This window comes from Sphingomonas sp. 1F27F7B, assembly GCF_005503355.1.
GTDB lineage: Bacteria > Pseudomonadota > Alphaproteobacteria > Sphingomonadales > Sphingomonadaceae > Sphingomonas.
In genome coordinates, this window is the sequence record NZ_SCMK01000013.1 from 14,210 (window position 1) to 32,654 (window position 18,445).

Below are 18,445 nucleotides of genomic sequence, written 5' to 3' on the forward strand. Positions count from 1 at the left end.
CTCCTCAGGCTTCGGGCTGCGGCGCGGCGTCGCCGCCCCGCCCCTGCTCGCTCTCACGCTTCGCCCTGCGGCCTTCGGTCATGCCGAGGACGACCCTGGCAATGGCCGGAAGGACCAGCAGCGTGAGGATGGTTGCGGCGATCAGGCCGCCGATGACGGTGGTGGCGAGCGGCTTCTGGACCTCGGCGCCGGTACCATGGGCGAGCGCCATCGGCACGAAGCCGATAGCGGGGACGAACCCGGTCATCACGACCGCGCGCATCTTGTCGGCCATGCCTTCGCGGATGGCTTGCGCCAGCGCGAGCCCCGCCTCGAGCCGCTCGCGGATCGCCGTCATCACGACGAGCCCGTTGAGCACCGCCACGCCGGCCAGGCAGATAAAGCCAACCGCAGCCGAGACCGAGAAGGCGATGCCCGTCATGGCGAGCGTGAACACGCCGCCGGCAAGCCCCAACGGGACCGCCAGGAACACCGCCGCCGCGCGCCCAAGGCCACCCAGCGCCATGTAGAGCAGCCCGAAGATGATCGCGAAGCAGATCGGCACCACGATCGACAAGCGCTGCGAGGCCGCCTGGAGATTCTGGAACTGGCCGCCCCACTCCAGATAGTAGCCGGCCGGGAGCTTGACCTGTCCGACCTTGGCCATTGCCTCGTCGACGAACGAGCCGGCATCGCGGTCGCGCAGGTTCATCTGGATCACGACGCGGCGCTTGCCATTTTCCCGCGTGATCTGGTTGAGCCCGTCAGCGAAGCGGATCTGGGCGACCTGACTGAGCGGGATCGACCGCCGCGCCCGACCGTCCTGCTGCGGCAGCAGGACAGGAAGCGCCAGCACTTCGTCGAGATTGGCGCGTGTCGTCGCCGGCACGCGCACCGCCACTTCGAAGCGGCGATCGCCCTCGAAGAGCAGGCCGGACTCGCGCCCGCCCATCGCCGCGGAGACGGTGTCCGCGACTTCCTTCAAGGTCAGGCCGTAGCGCGCGATCGCGGCGCGATCGAAGCGTATGTCGAGGGTCGGCGCGCCGCCCGTCTGGTCTGCCTTGACGCTCGCCGCGCCCCGAATGCCCTGGAGCACGCGGACGATCTCGTTGGCCGAAGCCGACATCTTGTCGAGATCGTCGCCATAGAGCTTGATCGCGACATCGCCGCGAACGCCGGCGATCAGCTCGTTGAAGCGCAGCTGGATCGGCTGGCTCAGCTCATAGAGATTGCCGAGCTGGCTGCCCGCCGCCTTCTCGATCCGGGCGAGCACCTGCTCCTTGGTGGTCACGCCGGCAGGCCATTGCTCCTGCGGCTTCAGGATGACGAACGCGTCCGAGACGTTGGGCGGCATCGGGTCGGTGGCGACCTCTGCCGTGCCGGTCTTGGAGAACATCAGTTCGACCTCGGGCAGCTTGCGCACGGCTTGCTCGACCTTGCGCTGCATCGCCAGCGACTGGTCCAGGCTGACCGAGGGTACGCGGGTAGAAGCGAGCGCCACGTTCTTCTCGTCGAGCTGCGGGATGAATTCCGAGCCCAGCAAGCCGAAGGCAGGCACCGCGGCGAGGAAGAAGGCCAGGCCGCCGATGATGAACGGCCACGGCCGTGCGATCGCCTTGTCGAGCAGCGGCAGATACCGCTCCTTCGACTTGCGGATCAGCCAGACTTCCTTCTCGGCGACGCGCCCACGAATCAGCAGCGCGACCAGGGCCGGCACCAGGGTGATCGCGAGGATGAAGGCCGCGACCAGCGCGAGCATGATGGTGATCGCCATCGGCGAGAAGGTCTTGCCCTCGACGCCGGTGAACATCAGCAGCGGCGCGAAGGCAAGCAGGATGATCGCCTGGCCGAACACGGTCGGGCGGATCATCTCCTGGCTCGCCCGCATCGTCTCTTCCAGCCGCTCGCGCAAGGAAAGCAGCCGGCCTTCATGCGCCTGGCGGTGCGCGAGGCGCGCCAAGCAGTTCTCGATGATGATCACGGCACCGTCGACGATCAGGCCGAAGTCGAGCGCGCCGAGGCTCATCAGGTTTCCGGGCACCCGGAACGCGTTCATGCCCATTGCCATCATGAGGAACGAGAAGGGAATAACGAGCACCGCGATGATCGCGGCACGCCAGTTGCCGAGCAGCAGGAACAGTGCCGCCGCGACGAGGATCGCGCCTTCGGTCAAGTTGCGTTCGACCGTCGACACGGTGGCGTTGACCAGCTTGGCGCGGTCGAGCACCACCTGCACCTTGACGCCGGGCGGCAGGGTCTTGGCGACCTGATCGAGCTTGTCGCCGACCGCCTTGGCGACGATGCGGCTGTTCTCGCCGATCAGCATCAGCGCGGTGCCGACCACCGCTTCCTCGCCGTTCATGCTGGCGGCACCGGTACGCAGATCACCGCCGACCTTCACAGCGGCGATCTGGCCGACCGTGATCGGCACGCCGCCGCGCGTCGCCGCCACTGCGTTGCGGATCTCCTCGACCGAGCGGATGCGGGCATCGGCACGGACGAGATAGGCTTCCCCGCCGCGGTTGAAGAAATTGGCGCCGACCGCGAGATTGGCGTTCTCCAGCGCCTCGCCCAGCTCGCTGTACGAGATGCCGTAATTGGAGAGTTTGACCGGATCGGGCTCGACCACGAAAGTCTTGGCATAGCCGCCGATCGAGTCGACGCCGGCGACCCCGGCTACCGTGCGAAGCTGCGGCCGGATGATCCAATCCTGCACCGTGCGCAGATAGCCGGCCTTGGCTACCTCGTCGGTCAGCCGCTCCCCCTCGGGCGTGAGATAGCTGCCGTCGGACTGCCAGCCGGCGTGTCCGTCGGCCTTGGGCGCGCCCTTGCCGCCCGGATTGGCATAGCCGACCGTGTACATGACGACCTCGCCAAGGCCCGTGGTCACGGGTCCGATCTGCGGCTGGACACCTTGGGGCAGGCTTTCCTTTGCCTGGGTGAGCCGCTCGCCGACCTGCTGGCGGGCGAAATAAAGATCGGTCGAGTCCGAGAAGATCGCGGTCACCTGGCTGAAGCCGTTCCGCGACAGTGATCGCGTAGTTTCAAGGCCGGGAATGCCGGCAAGCGCCGTCTCGATCGGATAGGTGACGAGCTTCTCCATCTCGACGGGCGAAAGCCCGCGGTCGACGGTGTTGATCTGGACCTGCTTGTTGGTGATGTCGGGCACCGCATCGATCGGCAGCTTGGTAAGCTGCCAGACTCCGACGCCCGCGATTGCCAGGAATATGAAGAGGATCGCCCACCGTGCTCGCACGGAAAGCGCCATGATATCTGCGATCATCGCTTATTCCTCCTCGCCCGCGCCCTTGCCGAGTTCGGCCTTGAGCAGGAATGCGTTGCGGGTGGCGATGGCCTGACCTGCCTGGAGGCCCGAGACGATCTCGACCCGGCCGGCGCTGCGCTGGCCGAGCCGAACGCCGACAGCGCGGAAGCCCTGGGCAGTGCGGATGAAGACGACATCGCGGCCTTCGAGCGACTGGACCGCATCCTCCGGCACGACGATCGATTTGGTGAAGTCGCCCCTGGCGGGCAGCAGGCGTACCCGTACCGCAAGGCCCGGCTGCAGCCCGGCGGGCACGTCGAGCACCGCAGTCGCCGAGCGTGACTCCCCGGTCAGCGTCGGGGTGACCGCGCGAACCCTCGCCTCGACGGTACGGCCATCGGGCAGCTCGACGATCGCGCGGTCGCCGGGCGTCACGCGGGTGGCGTCGGCGGGCGCGATCGCGGCCTCGATCTGGATCTTGCTCGGATCGGCGACGCGGTAGAGTTCGGTCTCGGGCTGGACGAACGCGCCCAGCGACACCGCCTCCGCGGTGATCTTGCCCGAGATCGGGCTGGCAACGATCACGCCGCGGCCGTCGCGGGTGACATTCGCCGCACCGGCCGCCACCTGGGCGCGGCGCGCCTCGGCCGCCGCGGTCGCCGCTTCGGCCTGGGCCTGTTCGAGCTCCACCCTGGCCGAGACACGCTCCTTGTAGAGATATTGCTCGCGAGCGAGCGCCTTTTGCGCCTGCACGACCTTGGCATTGGCGACCGAGCGATCGGCAGCGATCTGCGCCGCGTCGCGGCTTTCGACGATCGCCAGCGCCTCGCCGGCGCGGACGGGATCGCCAAGCCGCTTGAACACGCGAGTGACCGCGCCGGCTGCGCGTGCGGTGACGATCGCCTCGCCCGAGGGCGCATGAGCGACAGTCGCCTGCGACACGATCTCGGCACCCAGGCCGCCGCGCTTGATCGTCTCCGTGGCGATACCGGCCTGGCGGACCGCGTCCTCGGTCATCGCGACGCTGTCGGGCAGTGCTTCGGCGGCCGCATCCCGCTTCGGCGCCTCGGCACCGATCGGTGCGGCGGGCTCCGATTTCCATTGGGCCATGCCATAGCCGCCCAGTGCCGCGACCAGCGCGATGCCGGCCGCGCCGCCCAGAAGGCGCTTGTTCTCATTCGTCATCGATTGTCTCCGGAAACTACGGGCGCGGGCGCGATCAGACGCGCCAATCGGGCCTCGGCATCATGATATTGGGCAAGGGCATCGACCGCGGCGTTACGGGTCTCGGCGAGAGTGCGCTCGGCCTCGAGCAGCACAAGCTGATCGAACTTGCCCCGCCCATAGCCGAGCCGCGCGATGCGAGCGGCTTCGGTCGCGGCGGCCAGCGCAGGGCCGGATGCCCGGACGCTCGCCTCGGCATTGTCGCGATCGCGTCGGGCATTGGCGATGTCCTGCTCGGCGTCGAGCTTGGCCGCCCGCTGGCGCGCATCCGCCTGGTCCCGTTCGGCGCGTGCCTGGGAAATCAAGGCCCGCCCATTGTTGAAGAAGGGCAAGGGCACCGACACGCCCAGCACCGCCGCCGTGTCGCCGGTGGCGGACAGGCGCCGCGCACCCGCGCTCACCGTCAGATCAGGCGCGCGCTGGCTGCGTGCCAGCCGGACATTGGCATCCGCGATGCGCAGGTCCGCTCGGGCCGCCGCAAAGGCCAATGTTCCCTCGGCGCGCGGCTCACTCGCCGGGCCATAGACGCCGGTCCGCTCGAACCAGGCCTGGTCGAGCGGCGTATTCACCGCCCGGCCGGTCAGCAACGCGAGATTGCTCCGCGCCACTTGATAGGCGCGCTCGGCGCGCTCCAGGTCGGTCTGCGCGTTGATCTGGTTGACGGAAGTGCGCTGCTCGTCGATCGGCGAGCTCTCGCCGACCATCACCCGATCCTTGGCTACGCGCAGCGCCTCGTCCGCGATCTTCAACTGGTCGCGGGCGATACCGAGCCGGCGTTCGGCCGCCACGGCCTCGATATAGGCCCGGGTGACCTTCAGCCGGACATCGGCCAGCGTGATCGCGGCGTCGAGCTGTGCCCGGTCGATCCGCGCATCGGCCACGCCGACCCGCGCACCGCGCTTGCCGCCCAGCTCGACCGGCATCGAGAAGGTGACCGTGGTCTCGGCCTGGCCGAACCCGCGATAGGGGCCGGTGCCGACGACGTTCTCGGACTGGGCCGAGACCGAAGGATTGGGCCGCAGGCCGGCAACGGTGCGCGCGGATTCGGACGCCCGCACGCCGGCGGCGGCGGCCTCGTTGGAGGGAGAGGACAGGCCGGCCTCGGCCAGCGCCTCGTCGAGCGTAAGCACGTCCTGCGCGCCCGCAGGCGGCGGCGACGTCTGCGCCTGCGCGATACCCGCACAGGACGCCGCGGCAAGCAACGCCGCGACAAATCGATGCATGTAGGAAACTCCTGACTGTCAGACATGCCCGCGCGGACAGAGTCCGGCGGGAGCGTGACGGTCAGGCTTGTGGCGGTCTCAGCGCCGGGTCGGCGGTCGCTGCCGGCAGGAAATAGGCAGGCGCCGGCGTCAACCGCGCCTTGGCAACCGCGCGCGCAAACGGCGCGTCCTTCACGATTCTGGGCACGACCTGATGGCCGTGGCAGCCGCCATGATGATGGGGATAGCCCTTGTCGCCATCGGCGGGGACCTGATCCGCATCGCCGTCGGCATGCCCCATATCGACAGCGGTCTGGGTGTCGACGCAACCTGGCGGAACCTCGGTCGCATGCGCCAGCGACGTCGCGAACAGCGACATCGCGACCATGCAGATGGTCAGCAGGGTCCAGAGGGAGCGCATCAGGCCTCCCTTAGCAGCTGTCCGGCGAAGTTCCAAGCCGCGGCCCGGACGCCGCCCTTGCGCCCTCGGGCACCATCCACGCGCCGCATGGCTTTACTAGTCCGTTGCCCCTCCGGACCGGAGCCAGATCGTCACGCGTAGCCCTGGTCGCGCGTCCTGCAGCTCGAGCACACCCTGATGCAGGCGGGCAATCGCCTGGACAAGCGGCAGGCCAAGCCCGTGGCCGGCGGGGTTCCGGCGCGCCTCCAGCCGCCCGAAACGACGCAGCGCCAACGGGAAATCGGCCTCGCCTATGCCCTTGCCATCGTCGGTGACCCTCAGCGCCACCCGATCCTCGCAACGCTCGATCACCAGCGTCACCCTGGTGCCCGGCCCATTGTGATTGAGGGCGTTCTCGATCAGATTGGTCATCGCCTGAGAGAGAAGCTCCACATCCCCGTCGACGAAAATGTCCGGCTCGATATCCGACAGAAGCTGACAGCCCTTGTCTTCCGCAACCGCGGAATAGCTTTCGACGACCATCGCGGATTGAGCGCTGAGGTCGAACGTCCTGAAATACCGGCGCACGGTACCGGATTCGACTTCCGATATTCGCAGCAGTGCCGAAAAGAGCGACAGGATGCGTTCGCTGTCTCCGATCGCGGCATCGACGGTTTCCAGCCCCGGCGAACCCGGCGGTATCTCTTCGAGCGCCCTTTCCAGCCGGTTCTGCAGATGCGTGATCGGCGTGCGGAGTTCGTGCGCGACATCGCTGGAAACCTGACGGAGGTTGCCGATCAACGCTTCGACACGACCGAACATCGAGTTGAACGTATTCGCCAGCTGATCGAATTCGTCGCCATGGCCGCTGAGCGCGATGCGGGAGTCGAGATGACCGGCGATGATCGCAACTGCCGTACGGTTCATCAGGTCAAGCCGGCGGCGGATCGCCCGCTCGAACAGCAGCCCGCATCCGATCGCCAACACGATCAACACAAGTAGTGCCAGCGCAAGGAGAACAAGGGTAGTGCGCAACAACGCGGCGGCCGGCGCCGTATCCGTGGCAACGGTCAGGCGCAGCCCATTGTCGAGATGAGCGGTAAGGGCACGGACCGGAATTCCGTTGCCCGCATCGTCGCGAAAGACGGCATCGCGCCAGCCGGTGGCGAGCAGGGGATGGCCGCGCTCGCCCGACAGGCGATGCCCCCAGGCGTTCACCAGAACATAGTCGAAGCCGCCGCCACGCTCGTCATCCTCGTCGATCGCATCGAGCAGGGCCTTGTTCCCGCCCTGCTTCTGAAGATGGCGCAGGCTGTGCATCTCCGCTTCGATGCGGGCGTCGATCTGGCCCCTGATCGCGTCGTGCCCGACGAGATATGCGATCCCTCCCAGCAGCGCTCCGGCGATTACCAGCCCCGCAACGAAGAGCAGCGTGATCTGTCGTGCACTTCGCACGCCTCTAGCAATCATCCCGGAGCCTGTAGCCAACCCTGCGCGCCGTCTGGATCGCATCGGACGCGAACCCGGCGTTCAGCTTCTGGCGCAGCCTGCTCATATGGGTTTCGACGATATTGGTGTCTGGGTGGAAATGGAAATTCCAGACGTTTTCCAACATCATCGCCTTGGAGACATATCTCCCCTCGTGCAGGACAAGCTGTTCCAGCAGTTCGAACTCGCGCGGCTGCAGCATGATCCGCTGGCCGGCGCGCCAGGCTTCGCGGCGGCGGCGGTTGATCGTGATCGACGCATATTCATGAACGTCCTGAAACGCGCCCTTCGATCGGCGGAACAGCGCATCGATACGCGCGAGCAGTTCCGCCTGGGCGAACGGCTTCACCAGATAGTCGTCCGCGCCGTGCCGAAGCCCTTCCACCCGATCCTCGATGGAGCCGAGCGCGGTCAGCATCAATACGGGGTTGGTGAAGCCCGATTTCCGCAAGCTGTCGACGACGAGCACCCCATCGCCATCGGGCAGGATGCGATCGACTATCAGCAGGTCGAAATGCTCATTCTTGGTCTCCACCAGCCCGGATTGCCCTTCCAGCACATGTCGCACCTCGTGCCCGGCATTGGACAGGCAAGCGCCGATATAGTCTGCGATGGCGATATCGTCTTCGATCAGAAGCAAGCGCATCCATCGGCTCTGCCGCCACAAGGTTACAGTTTTCAGACGGCCGTCCGTTCAATCGATCATGAGCAGCGCCAGCCGATCGCGAAGATAAAATTGCCCCAAGGTTGGCCCCGCCGAGCGTTATTGTAACGGGACCGTCACACGGCATTCCTAGCCGCCGCCGCCAGAACGGCGGGGTCGCCCCGTTATTCCGTTCGCCAGGATATCGGGGGTCACAATGAACGCCATTCACCGTCGCCGCAGCTCCTTTGCGCTCGCCGCATCCGTCATGACGATTGCCCTTGTGGGTGCGATGCCGCCCGCGCTGGCGCAGGACGCCGCAACGACCGGGCGGGCGCAGGCGAATGCAAGCATCCTCTCCGGCCGCGTGCATGACGAAAACGGCTCCCCCCTGCCCGGCGCGCGCGTCGTCGTGCCCGAGCTGAACAGCGAAACCACCACCGATCTCCAGGGCGAGTTCGTGATGCCGGCACCGGCGCGGGGCGAAGTGACGGTCCGCGTCGAATATCTCGGCCGTCCGGACGCAAGCACGCCGGTGACCCTGGCGGATCGCAGGGTCGTCGTCGACATCACCGTGCCCCGCGGCGCCTCGAGCGACATCGTGGTGACCGGCGCTTCGATCGTCGACAACACCGCGCGGGCCCTCAACCAGCAGCGACAGGCCGACAATACGGTCAGCATCGTCTCCGCCGATGCCATCGGTCGCTTCCCGGATCCGAACATCGCCGAGGCGCTGCAGCGCGTTTCCGGCATCGGCATCGAGCGCGACCAGGGCGAAGGCCGCTACATCAATATCCGCGGCGCACCGATGGAGTTCAGCACCGTCACCATCGACGGTGCGACGGTTGCCGCGCCCAGCCCGACGACCCGCGCGATCGACCTTGACACCATTCCGTCGGACATCGTCGCGAACCTCGAGGTGACCAAGAGCCTGCTGCCGAGCCAGGATGCCGACGCGATTGCCGGCTCGGTGAACATCGCCACCCGCTCGGCCTTCGACAGCAAGGGCTTCCGCCTCAGCGCATCGGCGGGCGCCAGCTACAACGACTATGGCGGCACCAGCGACAGGCGCGGTTCGCTTTCGATCAGCAACCGCTTCGGCACCGACCGGCAATTCGGCATCCTGCTCGCCGGCAGCTATTCCAAGACGGATCGCCAGCTCGACAATGTCGAGAATGGCTGGGCAGTCAATGCCGCCGGACAGGTGCGCCTGGTTGAGACCCTGTTCAAGGACTATGACACCAAGCGCGAGCGCGTTTCGCTCAACGGCGCGCTCGAATGGCGCCCCTCGCCGGGCAACCGGCTCTATGCCCGCGGTTCCTTCTCGCAATTCACGGACGACGAATATCGCAACCGCCTGAGCATCCTGTGGAGCGAAGGCGCGATGGCCGCGGGATCGACGGATAGCCGCGCGACCTTTTCGAACACCCGTATCGAGAAGCAGATCCGCCACCGCGTGCAGCGCAACAAGATCTATACCGGCACCGTGGGCGGCGAAAACCTGATCGGCGAAGGCAAGGTCGAATATTCCGCGAGCTATTCGGAATCGAAGCAAACCTATCCGCGCCGCGACGAATTGCTGTTCCGCTCGTCGCTGCGCCCCACCCTCAGCTATGATTTCGCCAATCCGGACAATCCGACCTACTCGCTGTTCACGACGAACGAGCATCTCCAGGCCGATCGCTATGCGTTCCGCGAAAATGCCTATCGCTCGAACAATACGCTGAACAAGGAATGGGGTCTTTCGGCCAAGGTCGAGCTGCCCGTCGATCTCGGTGGCCAGCAGGTGATGGTCAGCTTCGGCGGCCGCTATCGCGATCGCGACGTCGTGTCGGACGAAGAGCGTTTCCGTGACCGCCGCGCCTCCGCGGCGCCCAGCGGTTCGCTGACCAGCTTCCTCACCGACGAGCGCTCGGCGAACTTCAACTACAATCTCGGCTACAAGATCGATCCGGGCAAGGCGGACGCCTATTTCGATGCGACCAAGGGCACGTCCGAGCGGCGCATTCCGCAATCGATCACGGCCGACTATCGTGCGGGCGAGAAGATCCTCGGCCTGTTCGGCATGGCCAAGGCGGAATTCGGGCGCACCACCGTGATCGCGGGCGTCCGCTACGAAGCGACGGATTTCGAGGGATCGGCCCCCACCGTTGCGCTCAACGGCACGGTCGGCAAGGCGAATGTCGGCTCGCACTATGGCAAATGGTTCCCGAACCTGACCGTGCGGCAGGCGTTCACGCCGGAGCTGATCGGCCGCTTCGCACTCAGCCGCGGAATCAACCGGCCGAATTTCGTCGATCTGGTGCCGCGTCAGCTCGACGAGACCGACAGCAGCCTGACGCGCATCACCGAGGGCAATCCCAATCTGCGGCCGACGCTCTCCAACAATGTCGATGCGGGCCTGGAATATTACATCCGACCCGTCGGCCTGATCTCGGTCAACGCCTTCTACAAGGACCTGACCGACTATCGCTACACGCTGAGCCGCACCGTCGGCAACACCATCTATGTGCGCCCCGAGAATGCACCCGATGGGCATCTGGCGGGTATCGAGGTCAACTGGCAACAGCAGTTCACGTTCCTGCCCGGCCTGCTCAGCGGCTTTGGCGTGTTCGCCAATTACACTTGGACGGATGCCGAGATCAAATTGTCGCAGGCATTTGCCGGTCGCCGGGTGATGCCGCTGCCGGGCCAGTCGAAGTCGAGCTGGAACGCCGCCCTGTTCTACGAGAAGGGTCCATTCAACGCCCGCCTCTCCTATACCAAGCGCAGCGACTATCTGAACGCAGTGGACGCCAACGAGCCGCGGCTCGATCTCTATTGGGAGGGGCGCGGCCAGCTCGACGCGACCGCCAGCTATCAGATCGTGAAGCAGGCCACCATATTCGTGGAAGCCAAGAACCTGACCAATTCGCCGGGCGTTCGCTATTATGGCGTGCGTGAGCGCGTCTACGAATATGAGAAGTTCGGCTATTCGATCTTCGGCGGCATCCGCATCAAGCTCTAGGCGGGTCGTTCCGGGCTCGAGCAGGTCGAGCCCGGAATCGCACGCCTCTGCCTTACGCCGCTCAAATCGCTCGAAGGGGTGCCATGCGCGTTCCGAATATCTCGTTGGTCCTCTCCGCCCTGCTGCTCTCGGCCGCGACGACGCTTGATGCCCGGGCACAGACCGCGCCGCCCCGGTCGGCCGGCACGCCCTATGCCGCGCGCAACCTGCCCGATCGCATCGTCCTGACGCCGGGCGGGGATCCCACCCGGGAAATGGCCGTCGCCTATCGTACCGATGCCGCCCAGCGCGTCAGCGAGGCGGAGATCGCCGTCTCGGTCGACGGCCCCACGCTGTCCGAGAAAGCCGTGAAGCTAACCGGCGCCAACCCGCCCCGCGCCAAGGAGAGCGCCAACGGTTCTGCCCTGTACCACCAGATTCGGTTCACGGGGCTCACGCCGGATACCGTCTATGCCTATCGACTGAAGGGCAGCGCGGGCTGGAGCGAATGGCTGCAATTCCGCACTGCCGCCGCCGAGCCGAAGCCTTTCCGCTTCCTCTATCTCGGCGACATTCAGAACGGCATCCTCACCTATGCCAGCCGCGTGATCCGTCAGGCATTCCACGCAAATGGCGGCATCGAGCTCGTGCTGCACGCCGGCGATCTCGCGGCGCAACGCGACGATCTCGACCATGACGACGAATGGGGCGAGTGGAACCAGGCGGCGGGATATAATTATGCGATCGTCCCGCAGGTTCCGGCTACCGGCAATCATGAATATGTCGATGTCGTGCTGCCGAACGGCACGGAGAGCCGGAAGCTCGGGCCCTATTGGCCGCTTCAGTTCGCACTCCCTGCGAACGGCGCGGAGCCGGCCAGGGCAACCACCTATTATGTCGATTATCAGGGTGTGCGCTTCATCGTGCTGGACGGCACCTCGGCGATCGACCTCGGCACGATGGACGCCCAGACGCGCTGGCTCGACGCAACGCTCGCATCGAGCAAGGCGAAATGGAATGTGGTGCTGTTCCACCAGCCGGTCTTCACCTGTGCCCGCCCGACCGACACCGCCGAGATCAAGTCGGCATGGAAGCCCGTGTTCGACGCGCGCAAGGTGGATCTCGTGCTTCAGGGACATGACCATTGCTACAGCCGCCTGACTTCCGAAGCGGGACGGGAAGCATCGGCATCCGCGCGCAGGAACGGCGCGATCCAGGGGCCGGTCTATCTGGTATCGGTAACCGGCTCGAAAATGTACGCGCTGAACGACCGCTCCCGTACCCAGCCCGACAGGATCGCGGAGGCGACCGAGCTGTACCAGATCGTCGACGTCGCGGGCGATCGTCTCCAGTTCCGCACCTATACGGCATCCGGGAAACTCTATGACGGGTTCATGCTGGAGCGCGGCGCGGATGGCCGCAATCGCCTGATCGAGTTGCAGGAACCGATGATCGCGGTTCGTACGTGCGCCGGCATGATCGGTCCGGACGGAGGCACCTGTGTCGCCCGCGCAAAGTAGCGGACCAGACGCGGCGGGCCCGATAAAGCTGCGCTTGCCGATGGCCGGCCTTCCCCATCCTCACAGCCTGCGGAAATATTCGCCTTTCGTCACAGGCACGTAATATCTCTTCCTCACCCGATCCCGCGAAAGAACAGTTTCAAGTCGAGACGCGTCAGGGCCGTCGTCAGGCTTGGAGGAGCGGAGAGGCAGGCGCGATGGGGCCGACGGGTCCCTAAGGCGCCGACAGACGAAGTTCGAACAAAGCCGCCATCCCGGCCTCTCGAAGGCCGGGAAACGCCGGTGTTCGCCCGCGAAACATGCGGCGAGCGGCACATATCCAAAGGGGGATAGATATGAACACCAAGTCCAGCCACCGTTCCCGTTCGGCGCAGTTTGCTGTGAGCGTGGCGCTCACGGCGCTCGGCACTGTCCCTGCCGCCGCGCAGACCGCCCAGGCATCCGCGCCGACTGCGGACGAAGATGCCGGCGGCGAAATCGTCGTCTCCGGCTATCGCCGCAGCCTTGAAGACGCGATCGACCTGAAACGCAACACCACCGGCTTCTCCGATTCGATCGTCGCCACCGATATCGCCGATTTCCCCGAGCAGAACCTGTCCGAAGCGCTGCAGCGCATGCCCGGCGTGACGATCGAGCGCGAGAAGGGCCTGGGCACCCGCGTCAACGTACGCGGCCTGCCGAGCGAATTCACCTTCGTCTCGATCAACAAGCTTGCCACCGCATCGGGCTCGGGCGGCCGCGACGTGGAATTCGACATCTTCGCGTCCGAGCTGATCCAGTCGGTCACCGTCCAGAAGTCGCCCACCGCGGCGGACGAGGAAGGCGGCATCGCCGGCTCGGTGCTGATCCGCACCGCGCGCCCGTTCGACAATCCGGGCCTGCGCCTGGTCGGCAGCGCCGAGGGTGCGTACAACTCGATCTCCGAGAAGATCGACCCCAGCTTCTCGTTCCTCGCCAGCAACACCTTCGGCGATTTCGGCGTGCTGCTGTCGGTCGCCAAACAGCAGCGCACCAACCGCACCGACTCCAACTCGGGCATCAACTTTCGCCCGATCGCGCGCTGGACCGATCGCGCCGGGACCACCTATCGCAACCAGGCGATCTCGGTGCTCCAGCGCGATGCCGGCATCACCTTCACCGACGCGATGAAGAACAAGATCGTCTTCCTCGATAAGGTCGGCGACCGCGTCTATCGGAACGACCAGGACCGGCTCGGCATCTCGGGCTCGCTCCAGTACAAGCCGAGCGAGACGTTCAGCCTCGCCTTCGATGCGTTCCTGGGTTCGTACGACACGACCGAGGACGAATATGATGCGGCGGGCTATTCGGCTTCGAGCAACTCGACACTCGAGACCATCCACGACTTCGACGCGAAGACGCTTTCGAGCTCCGGCATCGTCGTGCTGCGCGACGTGTCGTACACCAACACCCAGCATGAATTCCTGAGCAAGCAATACATCACCGACACCGACTATCGTCAGTTCAGCGGTGAGATGAACTGGAAGGCCGGCAATCTGACGGTCAATGCGCTGGGCGGCTATTCGGGCGCCAGGCGGACGCTCGACTATGCCAATCTCAAGCACGTCGCCTATGCACCGTCGCGCACCCGCTATACCGCGAACGGCGGCGAGACGATCCCGAGCGCCAACCCCAACACGATCGACATGTACAACGCGCCGGGCAAATACCTGTTCGAGGCCTATGAGACCACGCGCGAGCAGATCAAGGACGACAAATATGCCGGCCAGATCGACCTGAGCTGGGATTTCGGCTCGTCGATCCTCAAGCGCTTCAACTGGGGCGGCCGCTACACCAGCAAGACCAACGAGCGCCAATATGGCGAGGAGAAGATCCAAGGCCCGACGCGCGGAAGCACCGCTTATGTCAACGTCCGCAAGCTCGGCGACAGCCCGCTCACCAATGTGACCAGGATCGTGGGCGGCAAGGACTATCAGGCACGCGACTTGAGCTGGTCGCAGATCTCGAACGACTATGCCCGCAGCTTCTTCCGCCCTGCCGGCTTCGTAACGCCGTTCGCCAACGCCAACTACTACAGGGTCAAGGAAGAGACGGTCGCGGGCTATGCGATGCTCGACCTGGAATTCGACGTGTCGTTCCCGATCTTCGTGAACCTGGGCGGCCGCTACCTGCGCACGACGATCACCTCGGAAGGCTTCCACCAGATCCAGAACCCGAACGGCACCACCGGGCTGACCGCCACGCCGGTTTCGAGCACCGGCCGCTACGAGAAGTTCCTGCCCTCGTTCAACGCGCATGCGGAGCTTACCGACAGCCTGTATCTGCGCGCCGCCGCTTCGCAGACGCTGATCCGCCCGGCGCTCACCGATCTGGCCTATAAGCGGACCGCGAGCTTCAGCAGCTATCGCTACACCGACGGCAATCCGGGCCTGAAGCCTACCTATGCCGATCAGTGGGAGGTCGGCATCGAGAAGTATCTCGGCCATGACGGTATTCTGGCCGCGTCCTATTTCTGGAAGAAGATCAAGGGCGTGGTCCAGAACCGGCTGACCGGCGTGGTGCCAAACGTGACCGTCTACAACGCCAATGGCACAGTGAACGGCGTCTATGACTTCGATGTCTACCAGCCGATCAACGCCGAGGGCTCGTACAATGTCAGCGGCGTCGAGCTCAACGCAGTGATTCCGTTCGGCATGTTCGCCCGCTGGGCGGACGGCTTCGGCATCAACGCCAACGCCACATTCCTCGATAGTTCGCTGACCGGCCAGTCGGACCTGGGCGTCCCCACCTCGCCGATCGGTCTGTCCGACAGGACCTACAATGCGACCGTGTTCTACGATAGGGGCCCGATCTCGTTGCGGGTGTCGTACAACCGCAAGGGCGCCTATGTGGAGCGGATCGAGCGGAACATGTATCCGGTCTATCGCAACGCCTATGGCCAGTTCGACTTCGCGGCCAGCTACCAGTTGACCCGGAACTTCCGCGTGGAACTGCAGGGCATCAACATGGGCAACGCGAAGACCACGGGCTACACGATGGATCCGTCCTTCCCGACAACCTATGAATTCTCGGGAAGCCGCATCACGCTGGGCGTTCGCGCGCAGTTCTGACCCCGTACCGGGCCGGCATGCCTCTGTGTGCCGGCCCATCCTTCTTGCGGAGCCCGCCATGCTGATGCCGGCTCGTGTTGCCGATGCTTCCTTGCGGATGCCGACGCGCAGCGCGACCATCCTCTGCCACCGCATGCGCTGTCCCCAAGGACGCCGCGCCCCGATCACCGAACCCAACGCCCGCCGACGGAGTATTCCCATGATCTCGCGTATCGCTCTTGCCGCGCTTCTCGCCCTCGCCAGCCGACCCGCCTTCGCACAGGACGCAGCGCCCGACCTGTCGCGCGCCGCGCGTGGCGACTTGCGCGAACCGGGCGGCGCACGGCGCCTGCCGGGCGACATGCGCGCCCTCTATGCGAGGCTCAGCAACGAGGGCGAGGTGCGCAACGTCATCCTGCTGATCGGTGACGGCATGGGCGATTCCGAGATCACGCTGGCACGCAACTATGCCGAAGGTGCCGGCGGCTATTTCAAGGGCATCGACGCCCTGCCCTTCACCGGCCAGTACACCCATTATTCGCTCGATCGCGAGACCGGCAAGCCGAACTACGTAACGGACAGCGCCGCCTCGGCAACGGCATGGGCGTCGGGCGTGAAGAGCTACAACGGCGCGATCGGCGTCGATGTCACCGGCAAGGCGCAGCGGACGCTGCTCGAATATGCCAAGGCTGCAGGGCTCGCCACCGGCGACGTCTCGACCGCCGAGATTCAGGATGCGACGCCAGGCGCACAGATCGCGCACGTCGCCTTCCGCAGCTGCTATGCGCCTGCGGTGACGCTCAAGACTTGCCCGCAGAATGCGCTGGAAAATGGCGGCGCAGGCTCGATCACCGAACAGTTGCTGAATACTCGCGCCGATGTTGTCCTGGGCGGCGGTGCCGCGAGCTTCGCAGAGACCGCGACGGCTGGCCAGTGGAAGGGCAGGACGCTGGCGCAGCAAGCCCAGGCGCGTGGCTATCGCATCGTACGCAACGCCGCTGAACTGGACGCCGTGACCCGTGCCGACGACAGGCAACCGCTGATCGGCCTGTTCGCCGAAGGCAATATGCCGGTGCGCTGGACCGGCCCCAGGGCCAGCTTCCACGGCAATATCGACAAGCCGGCAATCACCTGCCAGCCCAATGCCGATCGCACCGCCGGCATTCCCACGCTCGCGGCGATGACCCACAAGGCGATCACGCTGCTGAAGGGCAATCCCAAGGGCTTCTTCCTCCAGGTCGAGGGCGCCTCGATCGACAAGCAGGATCACGCCGCCAATCCCTGCGGCCAGATCGGCGAGACGGTCGATCTCGACGAGGCGGTGCAGGTTGCGCTCGAGTTCGCCAGGGCCGATGGGCACACGCTGGTGATCGTCACCGCCGATCATGCGCATACCAGCCAGATCGTCGGCAACGGCACCCGCGCGCCGGGCCTGACCGCGGCACTGAACACGCTCGAGGGCTGCGTGATGACCGTCAACTACGGCACCGCCGAGGAAGGTTCCCAGGGCCATACCGGCACGCAGTTGCGGATCGCCGCCTATGGCCCGCGCGCCGTCAACGTCAGCGGCCTGCTCGACCAGACCGATCTGCATTTCATCATCCGGGACGCGCTTGGACTGAACTGATCCGGCCCGGATTGAGCGCATGCGTTACCAGGTGCGCCCTCGGCGGGGCAGCATGCCCTTCCCCCTGGCCAGGAATAGGGGGAACACCCGGCCGCAGGCGCATGGCGATCAGCGCCAGTACGAAGAGTTCGACGTGCTCGCCGCCCTGCGCCGCAGCGGTGCGCCGTACGCGCTCACTCCAACCGATCTCTATGAAGCGGCGATGATCTCGTCGGGCAGCATGACCAACCGCATCGACCGGCTGGAACGGGCGGGCTTCGTCCAGCGCGGCCCCAACCCCGCGGATCGTCGCGGCACACTGGTCGCACTGACCGGTACGGGCCTGGGGTGATCGAGCGGGCGATCGGCGCGCATGTCGCCAATCTCAGTGCCATCGTGGCCGGGCTGGACAAGGGAGAGCAGGACCTGCTCTCGGCACTATTGGCGTGGTTGCTGGCGACACAGGACCGGAAGGCCTAGGCTGGCTGCGGCTTGAAGGCCATCCGAACGCCCATCTTCACGCGGGCAGCCGCTCGTCGAACCGCATCTGCCGTTCATCGTGCGCCCCGGCGATTGATAGAATGAGCCGCCCTGTTGATCGAAGAGCGCGCCGCTCCGCCAGCCCGATCGAATATCCATGGGTCACCGCCCCCAGGGGCGATCAACTGCCTGAACAGCATGGGAATGACATCATGGGTATTGCACATTTGGGACTGTTGTCCCTCGCCCTTTTGGGATCGCCCAACTTCACCGACACGACCATGGCCGGCGCTGGCATGAATCGGCCGAACCGGACCATAGTCTCCACGCACGACCTCAACCTATCGACTGCCGCCGGCGTCAGGGCTGCCCGGGCGCGTGTCCGCCTCGCCGCTGAACGGGTTTGCGGCGACTACCCGCAAGTCGGCGTGTTGCCGCCCGTGGAGATCGCGCGCTGCCGTACGATCGCCACGCGCGAAGCGGATGCCAGGATTGTCGCATTGGCTTCCCGCGCGAACAATGGCGACGTCGTCATGGCCAATGCAGACAGTCGCGCTCGATAGCCGGCCTCTTCGCGGATAGGG

Annotated in this window: 13 protein-coding genes; 7 read left to right on the top strand and 6 right to left on the bottom strand. The window is 65.7% G+C overall.

What is annotated here, in order from left to right:
* Nucleotides 1–4: 4 nt before the first annotated feature.
* The 6 genes from FFS08_RS13150 to FFS08_RS13175 form a co-directional block, all read right to left on the bottom strand.
* Complete coding sequence (locus FFS08_RS13150) at nt 5–3,262, bottom strand: efflux RND transporter permease subunit (protein ID WP_137862085.1); 3,258 nt, start codon at nt 3,260–3,262, stop codon at nt 5–7.
* A 3-nt stretch (nt 3,263–3,265) separates the two neighbouring features.
* Nucleotides 3,266–4,429, bottom strand: a complete 1,164-nt coding sequence (locus FFS08_RS13155) for an efflux RND transporter periplasmic adaptor subunit (RefSeq protein ID WP_137862086.1) — start codon at nt 4,427–4,429, stop codon at nt 3,266–3,268.
* The gene (locus tag FFS08_RS13160) at nt 4,426–5,691 is read right to left on the bottom strand and encodes a TolC family protein (protein ID WP_137862087.1); all 1,266 of its coding nucleotides are present in this window, start codon (nt 5,689–5,691) and stop codon (nt 4,426–4,428) included. Before FFS08_RS13160 ends, FFS08_RS13155 begins: the two co-directional genes overlap by 4 nt.
* 61 nt (nt 5,692–5,752) lie before the next feature.
* Nucleotides 5,753–6,091 (bottom strand): hypothetical protein, encoded by a 339-nt coding sequence (locus FFS08_RS13165; RefSeq protein ID WP_137862088.1) that lies wholly within the window; start codon nt 6,089–6,091, stop codon nt 5,753–5,755.
* 96 nt (nt 6,092–6,187) lie between these two features.
* Nucleotides 6,188–7,540 (bottom strand): sensor histidine kinase, encoded by a 1,353-nt coding sequence (locus FFS08_RS13170; protein ID WP_171012599.1) that lies wholly within the window; start codon nt 7,538–7,540, stop codon nt 6,188–6,190.
* Complete coding sequence (locus tag FFS08_RS13175; RefSeq protein WP_349290411.1) at nt 7,530–8,225, bottom strand: response regulator transcription factor; 696 nt, start codon at nt 8,223–8,225, stop codon at nt 7,530–7,532. Before FFS08_RS13175 ends, FFS08_RS13170 begins: the two co-directional genes overlap by 11 nt.
* A 244-nt stretch (nt 8,226–8,469) precedes the next feature.
* Between FFS08_RS13175 and FFS08_RS13180 the strand changes: the two genes are divergently transcribed.
* From FFS08_RS13180 to FFS08_RS13205, 7 genes are all read left to right on the top strand, one after another.
* A complete protein-coding gene (locus tag FFS08_RS13180; RefSeq protein WP_212742012.1) occupies nt 8,470–11,208 on the top strand; it encodes a TonB-dependent receptor in 2,739 nt (912 codons plus the stop codon).
* Nucleotides 11,209–11,291: 83 nt separating this feature from the next.
* Nucleotides 11,292–12,707 carry a purple acid phosphatase family protein gene (locus FFS08_RS13185; protein ID WP_137862090.1) on the top strand — a complete coding sequence of 472 codons (1,416 nt, stop codon included), beginning with the start codon at nt 11,292–11,294 and terminating at the stop codon, nt 12,705–12,707.
* Between the two features lie 335 nt (nt 12,708–13,042).
* Complete coding sequence (locus FFS08_RS13190) at nt 13,043–15,796, top strand: TonB-dependent receptor (protein WP_137862091.1); 2,754 nt, start codon at nt 13,043–13,045, stop codon at nt 15,794–15,796.
* 199 nt (nt 15,797–15,995) lie between these two features.
* Nucleotides 15,996–17,402, top strand: coding sequence for an alkaline phosphatase (gene phoA, locus FFS08_RS13195; RefSeq protein WP_137862092.1), 1,407 nt, complete (start codon nt 15,996–15,998; stop codon nt 17,400–17,402).
* A 52-nt stretch (nt 17,403–17,454) separates the two neighbouring features.
* Nucleotides 17,455–17,733 carry a MarR family transcriptional regulator gene (locus tag FFS08_RS23845; protein ID WP_212742013.1) on the top strand — a complete coding sequence of 93 codons (279 nt, stop codon included), beginning with the start codon at nt 17,455–17,457 and terminating at the stop codon, nt 17,731–17,733.
* Nucleotides 17,730–17,861 (top strand): hypothetical protein, encoded by a 132-nt coding sequence (locus tag FFS08_RS24230; RefSeq protein ID WP_283214621.1) that lies wholly within the window; start codon nt 17,730–17,732, stop codon nt 17,859–17,861. Before FFS08_RS23845 ends, FFS08_RS24230 begins: the two co-directional genes overlap by 4 nt.
* Before the next feature lie 101 nt (nt 17,862–17,962).
* On the top strand, nt 17,963–18,424 hold the full coding sequence (locus FFS08_RS13205) for a UrcA family protein (protein ID WP_137862093.1): 462 nt from the start codon (nt 17,963–17,965) through the stop codon (nt 18,422–18,424).
* Nucleotides 18,425–18,445: the final 21 nt, after the last annotated feature.

Excerpts from the sequence above, each read along its gene's own strand:
- FFS08_RS13165 (WP_137862088.1), bottom strand. The coding sequence starts at position 6,091 with ATGCGCTCCCTCTGGACCCTGCTGACCATCTGCATGGTCGCGATGTCG.
- FFS08_RS13190 (WP_137862091.1), top strand. The coding sequence starts at position 13,043 with ATGAACACCAAGTCCAGCCACCGTTCCCGTTCGGCGCAGTTTGCTGTG.
- FFS08_RS13150 (WP_137862085.1), bottom strand. The coding sequence starts at position 3,262 with ATGATCGCAGATATCATGGCGCTTTCCGTGCGAGCACGGTGGGCGATC.
- FFS08_RS13185 (WP_137862090.1), top strand. The coding sequence starts at position 11,292 with ATGCGCGTTCCGAATATCTCGTTGGTCCTCTCCGCCCTGCTGCTCTCG.
- FFS08_RS13160 (WP_137862087.1), bottom strand. The coding sequence starts at position 5,691 with ATGCATCGATTTGTCGCGGCGTTGCTTGCCGCGGCGTCCTGTGCGGGT.
- FFS08_RS23845 (WP_212742013.1), top strand. The coding sequence starts at position 17,455 with ATGCCCTTCCCCCTGGCCAGGAATAGGGGGAACACCCGGCCGCAGGCG.
- FFS08_RS13155 (WP_137862086.1), bottom strand. The coding sequence starts at position 4,429 with ATGACGAATGAGAACAAGCGCCTTCTGGGCGGCGCGGCCGGCATCGCG.
- FFS08_RS13180 (WP_212742012.1), top strand. The coding sequence starts at position 8,470 with ATGACGATTGCCCTTGTGGGTGCGATGCCGCCCGCGCTGGCGCAGGAC.
- FFS08_RS13205 (WP_137862093.1), top strand. The coding sequence starts at position 17,963 with ATGAGCCGCCCTGTTGATCGAAGAGCGCGCCGCTCCGCCAGCCCGATC.
- phoA (WP_137862092.1), top strand. The coding sequence starts at position 15,996 with ATGATCTCGCGTATCGCTCTTGCCGCGCTTCTCGCCCTCGCCAGCCGA.
- FFS08_RS13170 (WP_171012599.1), bottom strand. The coding sequence starts at position 7,540 with ATGATTGCTAGAGGCGTGCGAAGTGCACGACAGATCACGCTGCTCTTC.